This is a genomic window from Aureimonas flava (assembly GCF_003583935.1).
GTDB lineage: Bacteria > Pseudomonadota > Alphaproteobacteria > Rhizobiales > Rhizobiaceae > Aureimonas > Aureimonas flava.
Genome location: NZ_QYRN01000013.1, coordinates 20,663 through 36,801, shown reverse-complemented (window position 1 = coordinate 36,801; position 16,139 = coordinate 20,663). Strand labels below are relative to the sequence as shown.

Genomic DNA, 16,139 nt, shown 5'->3' with positions numbered 1-16,139 from the left:
CGGCCATGCAGCTTCTCGCCGCCTCCGCCCATCGGCGGATGCCCTGGAAGAACGGCGGCGGCGAGACGATCGAGATCGCCGCCCACCCCGCCGGGGCGGGGCTCGCCGACTTCGACTGGCGCGTGTCCATGGCGCGGGTCGAGGGCGACGGACCCTTCTCGGTGTTTCCCGGCATCGACCGCACGCTCTGCATCCTGGACGGGGAGGGGCTGGAGCTCGACGTCGAGGGGCTCGGGCGCCGTCGCCTGACCCTCGCCTGCGCGCCCTTCGCCTTTCCCGCCGACGCGCCCACCGGCGCGCTGCTGCTGGGCGGGCCGATCACCGACCTCAACGTGATGTCGCGCCGCGGCGCGCTGTCCCACCGGGTGGAGCGGATCGACATCGCGGCGGGCGGCGAGGCGGCGGTCGCACCCCGGCCGGCGCGCTGGTCGCTCCTGCTGGCGAACGGGGCCTGCCGGGTGGAAGGCGCCGGGGCGCCGCGCGCGATGGCGGACCGCGACGCGCTCCTGGCCGAAGGGTCGCTTCCCGCCCTGCGCGCCTACGCGCCGCAGGCGCCCGCATCGCTCTTCGTGGTGACGATCGCGCCCTGAGGCGCTCATGAAAAAGGGCGGCCCCGAGGGCCGCCCTCTCTTGTCCAAGCCCGGCGGGCGCGGGGCCCGCGCCTCGGCCGTTCAGGGCGCCATGGTGAAGGGCGCCGTCATCTTGTCGACGTTGTCCTTGTTGATCAGGATGCAGTCGAAGAGCTGCTTCTCCTCGGCCACGCCCGTCTCGCCGTTCTTGATGAAGTTGTCGGCCTGCTTCACCGCCTCGGCGGAGAACACGGCGACCGGCTGGAGAACGGTGTACTGCAGCTCGCCCGCCTTCACCGCGGCCACCGCGTCCGGCGAGCCGTCGAAGCCGCCCACTTTGATGCTCGACAGCTTGCCGGCTTCCTTCAGCGCCGCGACGGCACCGAGCGCCATCTCGTCGTTGCCGCTGATGACGCCGATGATGTCCGGGTTCGCCTGCAGGAGCGACTGCATCTTGTTGTACCCTTGCGTGCGGTCCCAGTTGGCGACTTCCTGGCCGACCTTCTCGAGATCGGGATACTGCGTCAGCACCGTCTCGAAGCCGTTGGAGCGGGTCTGCGCGTTGTTGTCGGAGGGCGCGCCGAAGAGCTCGACATACTTGCCCGTGTCGCCCACGGCCTCGACCCAGGCCTGGGCGCCGATCGCCGCGCCCTGCGCGTTGTTGGACACGAGCTGCGCCTTGGCGAGGCCTTCCTGGTTGATCTCGGCGTTGACGAGGATCACCGGAATGCCCGCGTCCACCGCCTTCTTCACCGCGCCCACCGAGCCGTCCGCGTTGGCCGGGTCGAGGATGATCGCCTTCACCTGGCTGGTGATGGCGGTGTCGATCAGGCGCGACTCGGCGTTGGTGTCGCCCTTGTGGGCGGCGACGGTGGCCGTGTAGCCGAGCTTCTCGGCCTCGGCCTTGGCGACCTCGCCTTCGGTGAACCAGTAGGGGTTCGACGGGTCGTTGACGATGATGGAGATCGCGCCGTCGGCGAAGGCCGGGGCGGAGAAGATGGTCATCACTGCCGCGGCGGTCGCCGCCAGAAGCGTCCGGGTCATACGCATGGTCGTCTCACTCCCTGATGAATGCCGGTTCCCGGCAAGGCTTGCCGTCGTGGAGGCATCATGCCTTCGATGGCGAAGAGGCGGTGGCCTTGGGCGTCGCGGGCTTGGCCCGGCGCCGGCCGTACTGGATGGAGTTCAGAAGCACGGCGAGCACGATCACCGCGCCGGTGAAGACGGTCTGCCAGTAGGCCGACACGCCGATAATCACGAGGCCGTCGGCCAGGAAGCCGATCACGAAGGCGCCGAGCATGGTGCCGCGGATGTTGCCGCGCCCGCCCGTGAGCGCCGCGCCGCCGATCACCACGGCCGCGATCGCGGTCAGCTCGTAGGTGGTGCCGGCGGTGGGGCCGGCGGAGGTGAGCTGCGACGACAGGACGAGGCCCGCGATCGCCGCGCACACGCCCGACAGGACGTAGACCGTGATGGTGACGCGCTTCACCGGCACGCCCGACAGTTCGGCCGCGCGCCCGTTGCCGCCGGTGGAATAGACCCAGCGGCCGAAGGCGGTGCGGTTGAGCAGGACGCTGCACAGGATCGCGACGGCGGCCAGGATCAGGACGCCGATCGGCACGTTGAGCACGCGGTTGAAGCCGAGCCAGTCGAAGCCGGTGTTGCCGAGCTCGGGCCGGCCGCCGAGATTGTTGTAGGTGAGGCCGTTGGTCATCAGCAGCGCGATGCCGCGCGCCACGTAGAGGAGGCCGAGCGTCGCCACGAAGGCCGGCACCTTGAAGAAGGCAATCAGGATGCCGTTGGTGAGCCCGACCAGGGCGCCGACGCAGGCCGTCAGGATCACCACGACCCAGACCGGCGGATAGAGGATGACGCCCATCGGCTCCAGCGTCACGCCCTGCATCAGGGCGCCGGCGATCACGCCGGACAGGCCCAGCGTCGAGCCGACCGACAGGTCGATGCCGCCGGTGAGGATGACGAGGAGCATGCCGATGGCCAAAAGCCCGAAGATGGCCACGTGCGAGGCCATGGTCAGGAAGTTGCCGGTGGAGAAGTAGTAGGGCGACAGCGAGGAGAAGATCGCGATGATGGCGATCAGCGCAAAGAAGGCGCGCCCTTCCAGAAGCACGCGGCCGAGATCGAACCCGCCGCCGGACGCTTTTCCCACAGTGCTGGTGGTGCTCATGACGGAACTCCGGTTCGTTCGGTCACGGCTTCGCCGGAGGCGGCCATGATCTCTTCCTTGGTGGCATCCGCGCCGAACTCCGCCGAAATCCGGCCGCGGTGCATGACGACGATGCGATGGGCGACGGCGAGGCATTCCCCGACCTCGGAGGTCGAGTAGACGACGGCGAGCCCCTTGCGGGCGCCCTCGGCCAGAAGCTTGAACACCTCGGACTTGGCGCCGATGTCGATGCCCCGGCTCGGCTCGTCGAGCAGCACGACCCGCGGGTCGGTGGCCAGCATCTTGCCGATCACGACCTTCTGCTGGTTGCCGCCCGACAGCGAGCCGATCGGCGCGCCGCCGCCGTCGGTCTTGATGTGGACGTCGCGGATCGCGTCCGAGACGATCCGGCGCTCGCGCCCGCGCGAGGTGAAGAGGCCGCGCGTGAAGCTGCCGATCGAGGCGAGCGAGAGGTTCTCGCCGACGCTCATGGTCTGGACCAGGCCGTCGCGCTGGCGGTCCTCGGGCACCAGCACCAGGCCGCGCGCGATGCGCTGGGCGATCGACAGGCCGGACAGGTCCTCGGCGCCGAGCATCACCCGGCCGCCGCTCGGGCGGAGCCGGCCGGCCACGGTCTCCATCATCTCGGTGCGTCCGGCGCCCATCAGGCCGTAGATGCAGACGATCTCGCCGGCGCGCACGTCGAGGGAGAACCCGTCCACCACCGAGCGGTCGGGCCGCGCCGCGTCGGGCACGCTCAGGGACTCGATCCGCAGCGCCACGTCGCCGAACGCGTAGCCGCCGGGCGGCGAGCCGAGGTCGTAGTTCTCGCCCACCATGTTGCGCACGATCCATTCCAGGTCGATCGCGGCGCGCGGCGCGTAGGCCGTCATGGTGCCGTCGCGCAGCACCACGGCGTGGTCGGTGATCTGCAGCGCCTCTTCCAGGTGGTGCGAGATGTAGACGATGGACACGCCGCGGCTCTTGAGGTCGCGGATCACCTTGAAGAGCACCTCCACCTCGGCCGCGCTGAGCGCCGAGGTCGGCTCGTCCATGATGAGGATGCGCGACTTGACCGAAAGCGCGCGCGCGATCTCGACGATCTGCTGCTGGCCGAGGCGCAGGTCCTCCACCGAGGTCAGCGGATCAATGTCCTCTTCCAGTTCCTCCATCAGGAGGCGGGTGATGCGCTCTTCCTCCGCGAAGTCGACGTCCCCGGTCGGGCGAACGATCTCGCGGCCCATGAAGATGTTGTCGCGCACCGACAGGTTGGGCGCGAGCGACAGCTCCTGGTGGATGATCGAGATCCCGCCGCGGTCGCGCGCGTCGGTGGACGAGGAGAACACCACGGGCCCGCCGTCCAGCACGATCTCGCCGGACGTCGGCTTGACCACGCCCGACAGGATCTTCATCAGCGTCGATTTGCCGGCGCCGTTCTCGCCGAAGAGCGTGGTCACCTGACCCTTGTGGACGTCGAAGTTGACGCCCTTCAGCGCATGCACGCTGCCGTAGGACTTGGCCACGTTGCGCGCCGACAGGACGACGTCGCCGTCCTTCGCTTCGCCCGCCGCCGTCACTGCACGGAGATCCCGACCGGCGTCACCAGCCAGCTCTTCGGATTGACCAGGCGGAAGACGCCGGTGACGAAGACCGTCTTGCCGGTGAGGGCGGTGTTGTCGATCCCGGCCAGCACCTCCTTCTTCACCTCGTCGTTGATGGCCGCGCCGGCGTTCTGATATTCGATCTGGTTCTTGAACTGGCCGAAGCTGATCTCGCCGGTCGCGTCGCGAAGGTCGGTGCCGTTCACCGCCGGGCCGGTCTGGACGCGCACCGTGGTCTCGGCCGGCATGCCAGGCACGTCGATCTTGTAGATGCCGGAGCGACCCTCGCCGACGGTGCCGGTGAACGTCACCGGGAACACCGGGCCCGTGCCGCCGGACACGCCGTGCTTCTCGGTCGCCGCCGCCTTGTCGGCGGCGAGCTCGCCGGCGAGCTGGCTCGCGTCCACCGCTCGCTGCTCGACGCTGGCGCGGATCTCGGGGAAGGCCTTCGCGCCGAATGTGGCGGGCGAGAAGGCCTCCGCCTGGATGTCGTGTTCCGAGCCGATGGTGACGATGCGCGTGTCGTAGGCCATCGCCGCGACCAGCGCGACGACGAGCACCGCGCCGATCAGCGGCGCGCGGGAGGCACTCTTGCCGCGCGGCGCGCGTTCAGCCTGAAGGGTCATCGAATTCTCCTCGTCCCGTCGGGGCGGGCCGTGCCGCCGCGTTGGGGGAAGGAGGCATGCGGCGCCGTCCGGCGCGAAGCCGGCGTCGGCCGAGGGCGTGTCGTGCCCTGTCGCATCCCGTGTCCTCCCCACGTCGGCCGGGTCCCGATGCTCCTCGTTCGGGGTCGGGGCGACATCGGGTGCCCCGCCGGCAAGGGCAGATTATTGACACTCGATCCTCGAATGCAATAGTTTTCTTTCAACGCAAAATTTTGCAGTGCAAGGGCGAACCCGGGAGGAACGGTGCGCACGTCCAGCAAGCGCGACTCCGACGAGAGCCTCGCCATCCGCGCGGCATGGCTTCATTACGCCGGCGGAATGACGCAGGGCGAGGTGGCGCAGAAGCTCGGCGTCTCGTCGACCAAGGCGCATCGGCTGATCGCCTGGGCCTACCAGAACGGCGCGGTGAAGGTGTCGGTGGTCGGCAGCGTCGCCGAATGCGTGACGCTGGAGGACGCGGTGCGCGACGCCTACGGGCTGGCGGTCTGCGAGGTCGTGCCGGACCTGCACGAAGAGGACAGGTTGCCGCTGCGCGCGCTCGGCGGGGCGGGCGCCTCGTTCCTGGAGCGCGAGGTCGAGGCCGGGGCGGGCGGCGTGCTCGGCATCGGCTTCGGGCGCACGCTCGCCGCCGCCGTCACCGCCATGGCGCCCACCGGCTCGGGCGCGATGCGCTTCGTCTCGCTGATGGGCGGCCTGACGCGCAACTTCGCCGCCAACCCGCACGACGTGATCCACCGGCTGGCGGAACGCACGGGGGCGCTGGCCTACGTGATGCCGATTCCCTTCGTCGCCAATTCGTCGGCCGACCGCGACGTGCTCCTGTCGCAGCGCGGCGTCGACGAGATCTTCCGCCTCGCCTGCGGAGCGGACCTGATGCTGATGGGCATCGGCACCGCCGAGGTCGACGCGCAACTCGTCGGCTCGGGCATGATCCTGCCCGACGAGATCGAGGAGGTGCGCCGGGGCGGCGGCGTCGGCGAGATGCTCGGTCACTTCCTGGACGAGGACGGCGCGCCGGTGGAGACGCCGCTCACGGGACGCACCGTCTCGCCGGCGCTGGACGACATCCGTGGCCGCCGGGCGGTCGCGATCGCGGGCGGGCCCGGCAAGGTGGCGGCGATCCGCGCCGTGCTGCGCAGCCGGGCACTGACCGGGCTGATCACGGACGAGCGCACGGCGCGCGAGCTGATGCGGGCCATGGGCTGAGGGAGGAGGCGAGGATGGAGACGGCTTCGACGGGCCCCGGCAGGGGAGGAGCGCATGGCTGAACGGGCGGATGTCTTGATCGGAATCGACGCCGGCACGTCGGTGATCAAGGCCGTGGCCTTCGATCTCGCGGGCCGCCAGCTCGGCGCGGCGGCCGTGGCCAACACCTATCGCGAGGAGCCGGACGGCTCGGCGGTGCAGTCCATGGATCGCACCTGGACCGACTGCGCCAGGGCGCTGCGCGAGCTGGGCGACGTGGTGGACGGACTTGCCCGGCGCACCGCCGCCGTGGCGGTGACGGGGCAGGGCGACGGCACCTGGCTGGTCGGGGCCGGAGACCGGCCGGTGGGCGACGCCTGGCTCTGGCTCGACGCACGCTCCGCCCCCACGGTCCGGCGGCTCTGGGCCCACCCGTTGGAGCGCGCGCGCTTCGAGCGCACCGGCACCGGGCTCAACACCTGCCAGCAGGGCGCGCAGCTCGCCCACATGGCGGCTCGGCATCCCGAGCTCCTGGCGCGTGCGGAAGCGGCGCTCCACTGCAAGGACTGGCTGCACCTGTGCCTCACCGGCGTGCGGGCGACCGACCCTTCGGAGGCGAGCTTCACCTTCGGCGACTTCCGCACCCGTGCCTACGACGACACGGTGATCGAGGCGCTGGGCCTGTCGGCGCGCCGCGACCTCCTGCCGCCGATCCTGGACGGCACCACCACGACCCATCCCTTGAGCCGCGAGGCTGCGCAGGCCACGGGGCTGACGGAGGGGACACCCGTCTCGCTCGGCTATGTCGACATGGTGATGACGGCGCTCGGCGCCGGCGTCTTCGCGCGCGAGCCGGGCGTCGCCTGCTCCACGGTCGGCTCCACCGGCGTCCACATGCGCGCCGTGCCGGCGCGCGACGTGGTGCTGAACGAGGAGGGGACGGGCTATGTCATCGCCCTGCCGATCCCCGGCGTGGTGACGCAGGTCCAGACCAACATGGCCGCCACCCTCAACATCGACTGGGTGCTGGGGCTGGCGGCCGATCTCCTGGCGGAGTTCGGCGAGCGGCCGTCCAAGGGCGATCTCGTCGGGCGGATCGAGGGCTGGCTCGCGCGCTCCGAGCCGGGCGCGCTCCTCTACCACCCCTATATCTCGGCCGGCGAGCGCGGGCCGTTCATCGACCCGGACGCGCGGGCCGGGTTCGTCGGCCTGTCCAGCGGCCACCGCTATCCAGACCTCGTGCGGGCCGTGGTGGAGGGCATCGCGATGGCGGCGCGCGACTGCTACGCCGCCATGGGCGACATGCCGCGCGAGCTGCGGCTCACGGGGGGCGCTGCGCGCTCGCGCGCCCTGCGCTCGGTGCTGGCGGCGGCCACCGGCGCCGCGGTGCGGACCTCGGCGCGCGAGGAGGCGGGCGCGGCCGGCGCGGCCATGATGGCGGCCGTCGCGATCGGCGCCTTTCCCACGATGGATGCCTGCATCGACACCTGGGTGACGCCGCTTCTCGGTGCCGCCGAGGCGCCCGACGCGGCGCTCGCCGTGCGCTACGCCGGCGTCTTCGAGGGCTACCGGCAGGCACGCCTCGGGCTGCGCCCGGTGTGGAACCATATGGCGGCGCTGCGCTCGCGCACCGTACGTCTCGATGCGGGCCCCGAGCCCGCCGAGCTGGCGATCGCCGCCGGCTCCGAAACAGGGAACTGAGGCGATGAGCGAGACCAAGACGGTGGACCTGCTGGTGGTCGGCGGCGGCATCAACGGCGTCGGCATCGCGCGCGACGCGGCGGGCCGCGGGCTTTCGGTGGTGCTGTGCGAGAAGGACGACCTGGCGGAGGGCACGTCGTCGCGCTCCGGCAAGCTGGTCCACGGCGGCCTGCGCTATCTCGAATACTACGAGTTCCGCCTGGTGCGCGAGGCGCTGATCGAGCGCGAGGTGCTGCTGCGCTCGGCGAGCCACATCATCTGGCCGATGCGCTTCGTGCTGCCGCATTCCCCGGAGGACCGCCCGGCCTGGCTCGTGCGCCTCGGCCTCTTCCTCTACGACCACCTGGGGGGGCGCAAGAAGCTGCCGGGCACCCGCACGCTCGACATGCTGCGCGACCCCGAGGGCGCCCCGATCCTCGACAAGTACCCACGCGGCTTCGAGTATTCCGACTGCTGGGTCGACGACGCCCGCCTGGTGACGCTCAACGCCGTGGATGCGGCCGAGCGCGGCGCCGAGGTGCTGACCCGCACGGCCTGCGCCGGCGCGCGGCGCGAGGGCGACGCGTGGGCGGTGGAACTGCGCGACGAGACCACCGGCGAGACGCGCCGCCTGCGGGCGCGCTGCATCGTCAACGCCGCCGGCCCCTGGGTCAACGACATGGTGGGACGCGTGGCGGGCCGCAACTCGCGGCGCAACGTGCGCCTCGTCAAGGGAAGCCATCTCATCGTGCCGAAGTTCTGGCGCGGCGAGCACGCCTATCTGGTGCAGAACACCGACAAGCGCGTGATCTTCATCAACCCCTACGAGGGCGACAAGGCGCTGATCGGCACCACCGACATCGCCTACGAGGGGCGGGCCGAGGACGTCGCCGCCGACGAGAGCGAGATCGCCTACCTGCTCGCCGCCGTGAACCGCTACTTCAAGGAGAAGCTGCGGCGCGAGGACGTGCTCGAGACCTTCTCGGGCGTGCGACCGCTGTTCGACGACGGCAAGGGCAACCCCTCGGCCGTGACGCGCGACTACTCGTTCGACCTCGACGAGGACGGCGGCGCGCCGATGCTGAGCATCTACGGCGGCAAGATCACCACCTTCCGCGAGCTCGCCGAGCATGCGATCGAGCGGATCGGCAAGTTCTTCCCGCAGATGGGCAAGGCCTGGACGGCCGAGGCGACGCTGCCCGGCGGCGACATCGCCGACGCGGACTTCATCCAGTTCTGCGAGACGATGCGCAGCGCCTATCCCTGGATGGGCCGCGAGACGATCCACCGCTTCGGACGGCTCTACGGCACGCGCATGCAGGCCATCGTCGGCACCGCGACCTCGGTGGAGGGGCTCGGGCGGCGCTTCGGCCGGCGTCTGTTCGAGGCGGAGGTGCGCTACCTCGTGGCCCACGAGTGGGCCGAGCGCCCGCAGGACATCCTGTGGCGCCGCACGAAGGAGGGGCTGCACATGACCCCCGCCGAGCGGGCCGAGTTCGCCGAGTGGTTCGATAGCGCCGAGCTCCCTCGCGCCGCCTGATCTTCGAGGACACCCCATGCCGCTGACGCTTTCGCTGAACACCAACCCGCTGGTGAACCGCTTCGCCGACCCCGACGACCTGATCGACACGGTGGCGCGGAACCTGAGGATCCGCGACCTCCAGCTCACCCACGAGTTCGTCAATCCGTCCTGGCCGGCCCCGGTGGTGCGGCGGCTGACCCGGCGGATGGACGCCGCGCTCCGGCGCACCGGCGTGCGCGTGACCAGCGGCATGACCGGGCCCTACGGGCGGCTCAACCATTTCGGCCATCCCGACCGCGACGTGCGCCGCTACTATGTCGACTGGTTCAAGACCTTCGCCGACATCGTGGGCGACCTCGGCGGCACGTCGGTCGGCACGCAGTTCGCGATCTTCACCTATCGCGACTTCGACGACCCGGCGCGGCGCGAGGAGCTGACCGCGATCGCGGTGGATTGCTGGGCCGAGGTCGCCGAACACGCCAAGGCGGCGGGCCTGCGCTACGTGTTCTGGGAGCCGATGAGCGTCGGGCGCGAGTTCGGCGAGACCATCGCCGCCTGCAAGTCGCTGCAGGACCGGCTGACCGCCGCCGGCATGGCGGTGCCGATGTGGATGATGGCCGACATCGACCACGGCGACGTGACCAGCGCGAACCCGGACGATTTCGACCCCTACGCCTGGGCCCGCGCCGTGCCGGAGGTCTCGCCCATCATCCACATCAAGCAGAGCCTGATGGACAAGGGCGGGCATCGTCCCTTCACCGCCGAATTCAACGCCAGGGGCCGCATCCAGCCGGAGCCGCTTCTCGCGGCACTGGCGGAGGGCGGCTCGCGGGACAACGAGATCTGCCTCGAGCTGTCGTTCAAGGAGCGCGAGCCGAACGACCGGCAGGTGATCGAGCAGATCGCCGAATCCGTCGCCTTCTGGGCTCCGCACATCGACACCGGCGCCGGCGACCTTCGGGTCTAGAGCTCCCGGCCGAGGCCGGCGTCCGCGTCGAGCGCCTCGAGGGCCGCCGGCTGCCGGTCGAGGACACCTTCCAGCGCGTCGGGGCCGCGAAGGCCGCCCATGTCGGCGCCGGAGACGTAGGCGGCGCGGCCGAGGAGATGGCCGGCGACCGGGATCGTCAGGAGCAGGAACAGCACCACCGCCAGCCCGATCAGCGTGGCGTCCAGCCGCTGGAGCTGGAGCACCACGCCGAGCACCACGAACCCGGCGCCGAGCGTTCCCGCCTTGGTCGCGGCGTGCATGCGCTGGAGCGGGTCGGAAAAGCGCAGGAGCCCGAGGGCGGCGGCGAACAGGAACACCACGCCCACGAGCTTGGACGCCAGCGCCAGGAGCGAGAGGAGGATCATCGCCGGCCCCCCTTGCGCTCCAGGAGCGCGGCGAAGGCGCAGGTCGCGACGAAGGAGATCAGGGCGATGCCGAAGGCGACGTCCAGGAACTCGCGCCGTCCGGTCGCGCCCGCCGTCAGCGCCGCGATCGCCACCGCGATGCCGGTGAGCATGTCCACCGCGATGAAGCGGTCCGCGTAGCCGGGGCCGCGCACCATCCGCCAGAGCGTAAGGGCGAGCGGCACCATCAGGAGGGTGACGAGACCGGCGCTCAGCCAGTCGAGCAGGGCGGACAGGGTTTCCATCATCCCTCGATCCTCCGGATGCGGTCCTCGAACGCGGTGCGGATGCCGGCGACGATCGCGTCCGGGTCCTCGGCGTCGAGCGCGTGGATGAACAGGGTCCGCCGGTCGTCGCTGACATGGATCGAGCAGGTGCCCGGCGTCAGCGTCACGAGGTTGGCGAGCACGGCGATGCCGAAGTCGGTGCGCAGGGCGATCGGCATGGCGATGATCGCCGAGGCGGTGCGCGGCTGGCGCGCGAAGGCCGCCCGCGCCACGGCGACCGAGGACGTGACGAGCTCGCGCTGGAACACGGCGGCCAGCACCAGGCAGTCCAGCGCGCGGGCGAGCGGAGACGGCCTCATGGCGCCGTCCTCGGCGCGGCGGCGGTGCCGGGCCCGAGCACCGCGTCGATATAGGCCGACGGATCGGCAAGGCTCGCGGCCGCCTGATCCGCGAAGACCACGAAGGGCTGGGCGAACAGGCCGATCACCACCGTCACGGTCGACAGGAGGGCGATCGCCGCCAGCATCGGCGCCGGGACGGGGCGGGCGGCCTCGCGCGGCAGGACGGGCGCCTTCCAGAACGCCTCCATCCAGATCTTGGTCATGGAGTAGAGCGTCAGCAACCCGACGAACAGCGCGACGCCGACGAGCCACCAGGCCTCGGCCTTCACCGAGGCGTCGATCACCATGAACTTGGCCCAGAAGCCCGACAGCGGCGGGATGCCCCCGAGCGACAGGGCAGGCACCAGGAACAGGACGGCGAGCAGCGGTGAACGCTTCAGGAGGCCCCCGGACCGCCGTAGGTCGAACGTGCCGGACGCCCGGTGGATCGCGCCGGCGATCAGGAACAGGTTGGCCTTCACCACGATGTGGTGGACGATGTAGAAGATCCCGCCCGCCAGTCCCGCCGGCGTCGCCAGCGCGAGGCCGAGCAGCATGTAGCCGATCTGGCTGACGATGTGGAACGACAGGATGCGCCTGACGTCCCACTGCACGGCCGCGCCGAACACGCCGAACAGCATCGTGCCGGCCGCCATCACCGCGAGGATGCCGCGCAGGCCGTCGTCAGCCGCGAAGATCAGCGTGAAGACGCGGAAGCAGGCATAGACGCCGACCTTGGTCAAAAGGCCCGCGAAGATCGCCGCGATGGTGATCGAGGCCGTGTGGTAGGAGGCGGGGAGCCAGAAGAACAGCGGGAAGTAGCCCGCCTTGATGCCGAAGCCCGCCAGGAACAGGAGCGCCGAGATGGTGAGCGTCGCCGAAGGCGGCAGCGTCGGCATGACCCGGCCGAGGTCGGCCATGTTGAGCGTGCCGGTGGCGCCGTACAGGAGCGCCACGGCCAGGAGGAACAGCAGGGTCGAGAAGAGGTTGAGGACGGCGTATTTCAGCGTTCCGTCGAGCTGGGCGCGGGTGCGCCGGATCGCGAGCAGGCCCATCGCCGTGATGAGCATGATCTCGAACCAGACGTAGAGATTGAAGATGTCGCCGGTCAGGAAGGCGCCGTTCACGCCCGTCAGCATCCCGTGGAACAGGACGTGGAAGCCGGCCGCCTCCTCGCGCCGCCGAATGTCGGCGAGGCCGAAGATCATGACGCTCACCGCCATCAGGCCGGTGATCGCGGCCATCGCGGCGCCCAGGCGGTCGGCCGCGAAGGTCACGCCGAAGGGCGCGGCCCAACTGCCGAACTGGATCGCCTGCGTGCCCGCGGCGACGACCCGCCACAGCAGGAACAGCGAGACGCACAGGAGCGCCAGCGTGCCGAAGCGCGAGACGAGCCGCTGCGCCCCGACGTGGCGCCAGAGCGCGGCGCACAGGGCTGCTGTGACGAGCGGCACGGCCACCGGCCACAGGACCGCGTTGGCGAGAAGCACGGCCGTCATGGACGGCGCTCCCGGTCGGCGAAGGGCGTTCCCAGCCGCTCCGCGTCGCCGAGCTCGCGCCCGTCCAGCGTGCCCACGGAGCGCCAGAGCCGCAGAGCCAGCGCCGCCACGAAGGAGACCAGGGCGAAGCCGATCACGATGGCGGTGAGGATCAGCGCCTGGGGCAGGGGATTGGCGGCGCTCGACGCCAGAGCGTCCTGCCCCCCGAGGATCACCGGCGGCACGTCGGAGGCGATGCGGCCGGCGTAGAAGATCACGAGGTTCACCGCGGCCGACAGCACCGCGACGCCGAACAGGATGCGCACCGCGTGGCGAGACAGCATCATGTGGACGCCGCAGGCCGCGAGCACCGCGATGGCGAGGGCATAGGCGAGTGTCACGAGCCCGCGTCCTCCTCGTAGAAGCGCAGGACGAGGGCAAGAACGCCGCCGATCACCACCATGTAGACCCCGATGTCGAACAGGAGCGCGGTGCCCAGATGCAGGCTGCCGAGATGCAGCCACCAATGCGTCAGGAACGATCCGTGTGTCACGAGCCCCGGCACTCCGGACAGGAGGGCGAGGACGAGGCCGAGGCCCATCACCGCCACGGGGTGGAGCCGCAGGGCGCGGCGCGCCGCGTCGACGCCCTCGGCGAGGGCGAGGACGGCAAGGCCCGAGGCGCCGATCAGCCCACCCACGAAGCCGCCGCCCGGCTCGTTGTGGCCGCGATACAGGACGTAGAGCGAAACGGCGATCATCAGCAGGAAGAAAAGGCGCGAGAAGGCGGAGAGGACGATCGAGTTCACTTCGCGCCCCCCGATCCCGTCCGGCGCCGCAGCAGGCTCCAGGCGCCGAGCGCGGCGAAGCAGACGACGGAGATCTCGCCCAAAGTGTCGATGGCGCGGAAGTCGACCAGGATGACGTTCACGACGTTGCGCCCGAACGCCTCCGGGTAGCTCGCGGCGGCGAAGAAGGCCGACAGGCGCGGATCGAAGGGCACGGCCGTCATCGCCGCCAGCGCGACGAAGACCACGAGGCCGAAGCCGGCGGCGAGCACCGCGTCGAAGCGCCGCTCGCCGCGCGTGCGCGTCGGCACCGGGTTCAGCGGCAGCCGCAGGAGCAGCGCGGTGAGGATCACCACCACCAGCACCTCCACCGAGAACTGGGTCAGCGCGAGGTCGGGCGCGCCGTTGACCAGGAACACCAGCGCCGAGCCGAAGCCCACGATGCCGACCGAGACCATCGCGGCCAGCAGCGAACGCGTGCGGGCCGCGGCGAGCGCGCCCGCCACTATGAACGCGAGTACGGCCAGCGGGGCCGGGTGGAGGGCGGACGCATCGAGGTCGATCGCGAAGCCGGGCGCCGCGAGCAGGAGGCCCGCCAGGACCAACGCGACGGTGGCGGCGACCACGGTGGCCGTGTAGCGCCGCTGGTCGCCGTTCTGGAGCATTCGGGTGGAGCGCTCGGCGAGCGACAGGATGCCGTCGAAAACGGCGTAGTAGCCCCGGTCGCCCAGGAGCGCGACCAGCGGCGGCCATTCGCCGAGGCGCCAGTGGACCCGCGGCCAGGCGAGATAGAGAACGACGCCCAGGGCCACCACGCCGGCGCTTAGGGCGAGCATCGGCGTGAAGCCGTGCCAGAGGTAGATCGACGCCTCGATGGGCGCGCCATGGAGCGCGCTCGCGGCGGGGACGATCAGCGTCTGCGCCACGAGGCCGGGCATCAGACCGAACAGGAGGCCGAGGCCGGCCAGGACCAGCGGGCCGAGCACGAGGCCCGGCGTCTCGCGGTGCTTGATCTCGGACGGGGCGTCGCGCCGTTTCCAGAACGGGTCCACGGCCGAAAGCAGCGCGATCATGCCGAAGGCGGCGTTGCCGACCACCACCAGCGCGATGGCGAGGGCGCCGGCGGCGTCGGCGAGCTGCGCCTCGAACACGAGCTCCTTCGCGACGAAGCCGATCATGGGCGCCAGCCCGGCCATGGAGACGGCCGCGAGGGCGGCGGCCGCCGCCGTCAGGGGAAGCCGCGGGCCGAGGCCGGACATCTGGGTGACCTGGGTGCGGCCGGTCGCGTGGATCGCGTTGCCGGCGCAGAAGAACAGGGCGGCCTTGTAGAGCGCGTGGGCGAGGATGAAGCCGACGGTGGCCAGCGCGGCGGCCTCGCCGCCGAGCCCGATCAGGAGCACGAGAAGCCCGAGCGAGCCGACGGTCGACTGGGCGAGGATGCCCTTGAAGCCGGACTGCATCAGCGCCCGCAGGCCGCCCACGAGCAGCGTCGCCGTGCCGAAGACGACCAGCGTCGTGCCGAAGGCGGGCATGCCCGCGAAGGCCTGGTCGAAACGCGCCAGGAGGTAGACGCCGAGCTTCACCATGGTCGCCGAGTGGAGATAGGCCGAGGCGGGCGTCGGCGCCTGCATGGCGTTGGGCAGCCAGAAGTGGAACGGCACCTGGGCGGACTTGGTGAAGGCGCCGAGGCACAGGAGCACGAGGATGGCGGGGGCGAGCGGCGAGGCGGTCAGCTCGCCGCCGCGCGCGGCGATCTCCGACAGGCTGAACGTGCCCATCGCCGAGCCGATCAGGAGGATCGCGCCGAAGAGGCACAGGCCGCCTCCGGCGGTCACCACCAGCGACTGGAGCGCCGCCTTGCGCGCGGCGACCTGATGGGAATCGAAGCCGATCAGCAGGAAGGAGACGAGGCTGGTCAGCTCCCAGAACACGTAGAGGCCGACGAGGTTGTCCGACAGGACCGTGCCGAGCATCGCCGCCATGAACAGGAGCACGAGCGCCAGGAAGCTCGCGCCCTTGTCGCGCGGCTTCTCGGCGAAGTAGGCGCCCGAATAGACGCAGACCAGCGCGCCGATGCCGGTGATGAGAAGGCAGAACAGGAGCGAGAAACCGTCGAGGCGGAAGCCGAGGCCCACCCCCAGCGCCGGCACCCATTCCAGCCGCTCCACCAGCGCCGCTTCGCCGAGGCCCGCGCCCATCGCGGCGAAGGCGGCGAACAGGGCGGCGGGCACCAGCGCGCACACCCATCCGGGATGGGGCACGCGCGCGGCGAGGAAGCGGGCGAGAAGCGCTGCCGGAAACCCGGCGAACACGGCCGCGAACAGCATCATGCGATCGAACCGAAACGGGCGCGCGGCCGACGCGTGGTCGAGGGCGGACGTCGAGCGGGGTGGGAGGCGATCGAAGGGCGAACAGCGCGCGAAGCCGGCATGGGGTCTCGAACCCTTTCCCTTGAGGACGGTTTCACCATTCTCCGTCGGTTCAGGGAA

General features: G+C 70.9%; 16 protein-coding genes. 5 read left to right on the top strand and 11 right to left on the bottom strand.

Annotated elements, in window-relative coordinates; genetic code table 11:
• Positions 1 to 5 precede the first annotated feature (5 nt).
• Positions 6 to 590 carry a HutD/Ves family protein gene (locus D3218_RS18320; protein ID WP_119541526.1) on the top strand — a complete coding sequence of 195 codons (585 nt, stop codon included), beginning with the start codon at positions 6 to 8 and terminating at the stop codon, positions 588 to 590.
• Between the two features lie 81 nt (positions 591 to 671).
• On the opposite strand, the gene D3218_RS18315 is transcribed toward D3218_RS18320, so the two are convergent.
• The 4 genes from D3218_RS18315 to D3218_RS18300 all read right to left on the bottom strand — a co-directional run bounded on the left by D3218_RS18315 (position 672) and on the right by D3218_RS18300 (position 4,960).
• Complete coding sequence (locus D3218_RS18315) at positions 672 to 1,574, bottom strand: D-ribose ABC transporter substrate-binding protein (RefSeq protein ID WP_425359318.1); 903 nt, start codon at positions 1,572 to 1,574, stop codon at positions 672 to 674.
• A 103-nt stretch (positions 1,575 to 1,677) separates the two neighbouring features.
• Entirely contained in the window at positions 1,678 to 2,754 is a 1,077-nt protein-coding gene (locus D3218_RS18310; protein ID WP_119541524.1) for an ABC transporter permease, read from the bottom strand.
• Positions 2,751 to 4,310 carry a sugar ABC transporter ATP-binding protein gene (locus tag D3218_RS18305; RefSeq protein WP_119541523.1) on the bottom strand — a complete coding sequence of 520 codons (1,560 nt, stop codon included), beginning with the start codon at positions 4,308 to 4,310 and terminating at the stop codon, positions 2,751 to 2,753. Before D3218_RS18305 ends, D3218_RS18310 begins: the two co-directional genes overlap by 4 nt.
• Positions 4,307 to 4,960, bottom strand: coding sequence for a DUF2291 family protein (locus tag D3218_RS18300; protein ID WP_119541522.1), 654 nt, complete (start codon positions 4,958 to 4,960; stop codon positions 4,307 to 4,309). The genes D3218_RS18305 and D3218_RS18300 overlap by 4 nt, the downstream gene beginning before the upstream one ends.
• A gap of 357 nt (positions 4,961 to 5,317) precedes the next feature.
• Between D3218_RS18300 and D3218_RS18295 the strand changes: the two genes are divergently transcribed.
• Genes D3218_RS18295 through D3218_RS18280 form a run of 4 tightly spaced genes read left to right on the top strand, consistent with a single transcriptional unit; the run spans position 5,318 to position 10,353 of the window.
• A complete protein-coding gene (locus tag D3218_RS18295; protein ID WP_119541552.1) occupies positions 5,318 to 6,205 on the top strand; it encodes a sugar-binding transcriptional regulator in 888 nt (295 codons plus the stop codon).
• Positions 6,206 to 6,259: 54 nt separating this feature from the next.
• The gene (locus tag D3218_RS18290; protein ID WP_119541521.1) at positions 6,260 to 7,885 is read left to right on the top strand and encodes an FGGY-family carbohydrate kinase; all 1,626 of its coding nucleotides are present in this window, start codon (positions 6,260 to 6,262) and stop codon (positions 7,883 to 7,885) included.
• A gap of 4 nt (positions 7,886 to 7,889) precedes the next feature.
• Complete coding sequence (locus D3218_RS18285) at positions 7,890 to 9,404, top strand: glycerol-3-phosphate dehydrogenase (protein WP_119541520.1); 1,515 nt, start codon at positions 7,890 to 7,892, stop codon at positions 9,402 to 9,404.
• 16 nt (positions 9,405 to 9,420) lie between these two features.
• Entirely contained in the window at positions 9,421 to 10,353 is a 933-nt protein-coding gene (locus tag D3218_RS18280; RefSeq protein WP_119541519.1) for a sugar phosphate isomerase/epimerase family protein, read from the top strand.
• On the opposite strand, the gene mnhG is transcribed toward D3218_RS18280, so the two are convergent.
• From mnhG to mbhE, 7 genes are read right to left on the bottom strand one after another with little or no spacing between them, the layout of a single operon-like run.
• Positions 10,350 to 10,739 (bottom strand): monovalent cation/H(+) antiporter subunit G, encoded by a 390-nt coding sequence (mnhG, locus tag D3218_RS18275; protein ID WP_119541518.1) that lies wholly within the window; start codon positions 10,737 to 10,739, stop codon positions 10,350 to 10,352. The two genes, D3218_RS18280 and mnhG, sit on opposite strands and share 4 nt — an antisense overlap.
• Positions 10,736 to 11,026, bottom strand: coding sequence for an MrpF/PhaF family protein (locus D3218_RS18270; protein ID WP_119541517.1), 291 nt, complete (start codon positions 11,024 to 11,026; stop codon positions 10,736 to 10,738). The genes mnhG and D3218_RS18270 overlap by 4 nt, the downstream gene beginning before the upstream one ends.
• Complete coding sequence (locus D3218_RS18265) at positions 11,023 to 11,364, bottom strand: Na+/H+ antiporter subunit E (RefSeq protein WP_119541516.1); 342 nt, start codon at positions 11,362 to 11,364, stop codon at positions 11,023 to 11,025. Before D3218_RS18265 ends, D3218_RS18270 begins: the two co-directional genes overlap by 4 nt.
• The gene (locus D3218_RS18260) at positions 11,361 to 12,884 is read right to left on the bottom strand and encodes a proton-conducting transporter transmembrane domain-containing protein (protein WP_119541515.1); all 1,524 of its coding nucleotides are present in this window, start codon (positions 12,882 to 12,884) and stop codon (positions 11,361 to 11,363) included. The genes D3218_RS18265 and D3218_RS18260 overlap by 4 nt, the downstream gene beginning before the upstream one ends.
• Complete coding sequence (locus tag D3218_RS18255) at positions 12,881 to 13,264, bottom strand: NADH-quinone oxidoreductase subunit K (RefSeq protein WP_119541514.1); 384 nt, start codon at positions 13,262 to 13,264, stop codon at positions 12,881 to 12,883. The genes D3218_RS18260 and D3218_RS18255 overlap by 4 nt, the downstream gene beginning before the upstream one ends.
• Complete coding sequence (locus D3218_RS18250) at positions 13,261 to 13,671, bottom strand: MnhB domain-containing protein (protein ID WP_119541513.1); 411 nt, start codon at positions 13,669 to 13,671, stop codon at positions 13,261 to 13,263. The genes D3218_RS18255 and D3218_RS18250 overlap by 4 nt, the downstream gene beginning before the upstream one ends.
• Entirely contained in the window at positions 13,668 to 15,980 is a 2,313-nt protein-coding gene (gene mbhE / locus D3218_RS18245; RefSeq protein ID WP_210209709.1) for a hydrogen gas-evolving membrane-bound hydrogenase subunit E, read from the bottom strand. Before mbhE ends, D3218_RS18250 begins: the two co-directional genes overlap by 4 nt.
• Positions 15,981 to 16,139 lie beyond the last annotated feature (159 nt).

Coding starts and splice junctions, on each gene's coding strand:
- mbhE (WP_210209709.1), bottom strand. CDS start 15,980: ATGATGCTGTTCGCGGCCGTGTTCGCCGGGTTTCCGGCAGCGCTTCTC.
- D3218_RS18265 (WP_119541516.1), bottom strand. CDS start 11,364: ATGAGGCCGTCTCCGCTCGCCCGCGCGCTGGACTGCCTGGTGCTGGCC.
- D3218_RS18300 (WP_119541522.1), bottom strand. CDS start 4,960: ATGACCCTTCAGGCTGAACGCGCGCCGCGCGGCAAGAGTGCCTCCCGC.
- D3218_RS18285 (WP_119541520.1), top strand. CDS start 7,890: ATGAGCGAGACCAAGACGGTGGACCTGCTGGTGGTCGGCGGCGGCATC.
- D3218_RS18260 (WP_119541515.1), bottom strand. CDS start 12,884: ATGACGGCCGTGCTTCTCGCCAACGCGGTCCTGTGGCCGGTGGCCGTG.
- mnhG (WP_119541518.1), bottom strand. CDS start 10,739: ATGATCCTCCTCTCGCTCCTGGCGCTGGCGTCCAAGCTCGTGGGCGTG.
- D3218_RS18270 (WP_119541517.1), bottom strand. CDS start 11,026: ATGATGGAAACCCTGTCCGCCCTGCTCGACTGGCTGAGCGCCGGTCTC.
- D3218_RS18310 (WP_119541524.1), bottom strand. CDS start 2,754: ATGAGCACCACCAGCACTGTGGGAAAAGCGTCCGGCGGCGGGTTCGAT.
- D3218_RS18320 (WP_119541526.1), top strand. CDS start 6: ATGCAGCTTCTCGCCGCCTCCGCCCATCGGCGGATGCCCTGGAAGAAC.
- D3218_RS18280 (WP_119541519.1), top strand. CDS start 9,421: ATGCCGCTGACGCTTTCGCTGAACACCAACCCGCTGGTGAACCGCTTC.
- D3218_RS18295 (WP_119541552.1), top strand. CDS start 5,318: ATGACGCAGGGCGAGGTGGCGCAGAAGCTCGGCGTCTCGTCGACCAAG.
- D3218_RS18290 (WP_119541521.1), top strand. CDS start 6,260: ATGGCTGAACGGGCGGATGTCTTGATCGGAATCGACGCCGGCACGTCG.
- D3218_RS18315 (WP_425359318.1), bottom strand. CDS start 1,574: ATGACCATCTTCTCCGCCCCGGCCTTCGCCGACGGCGCGATCTCCATC.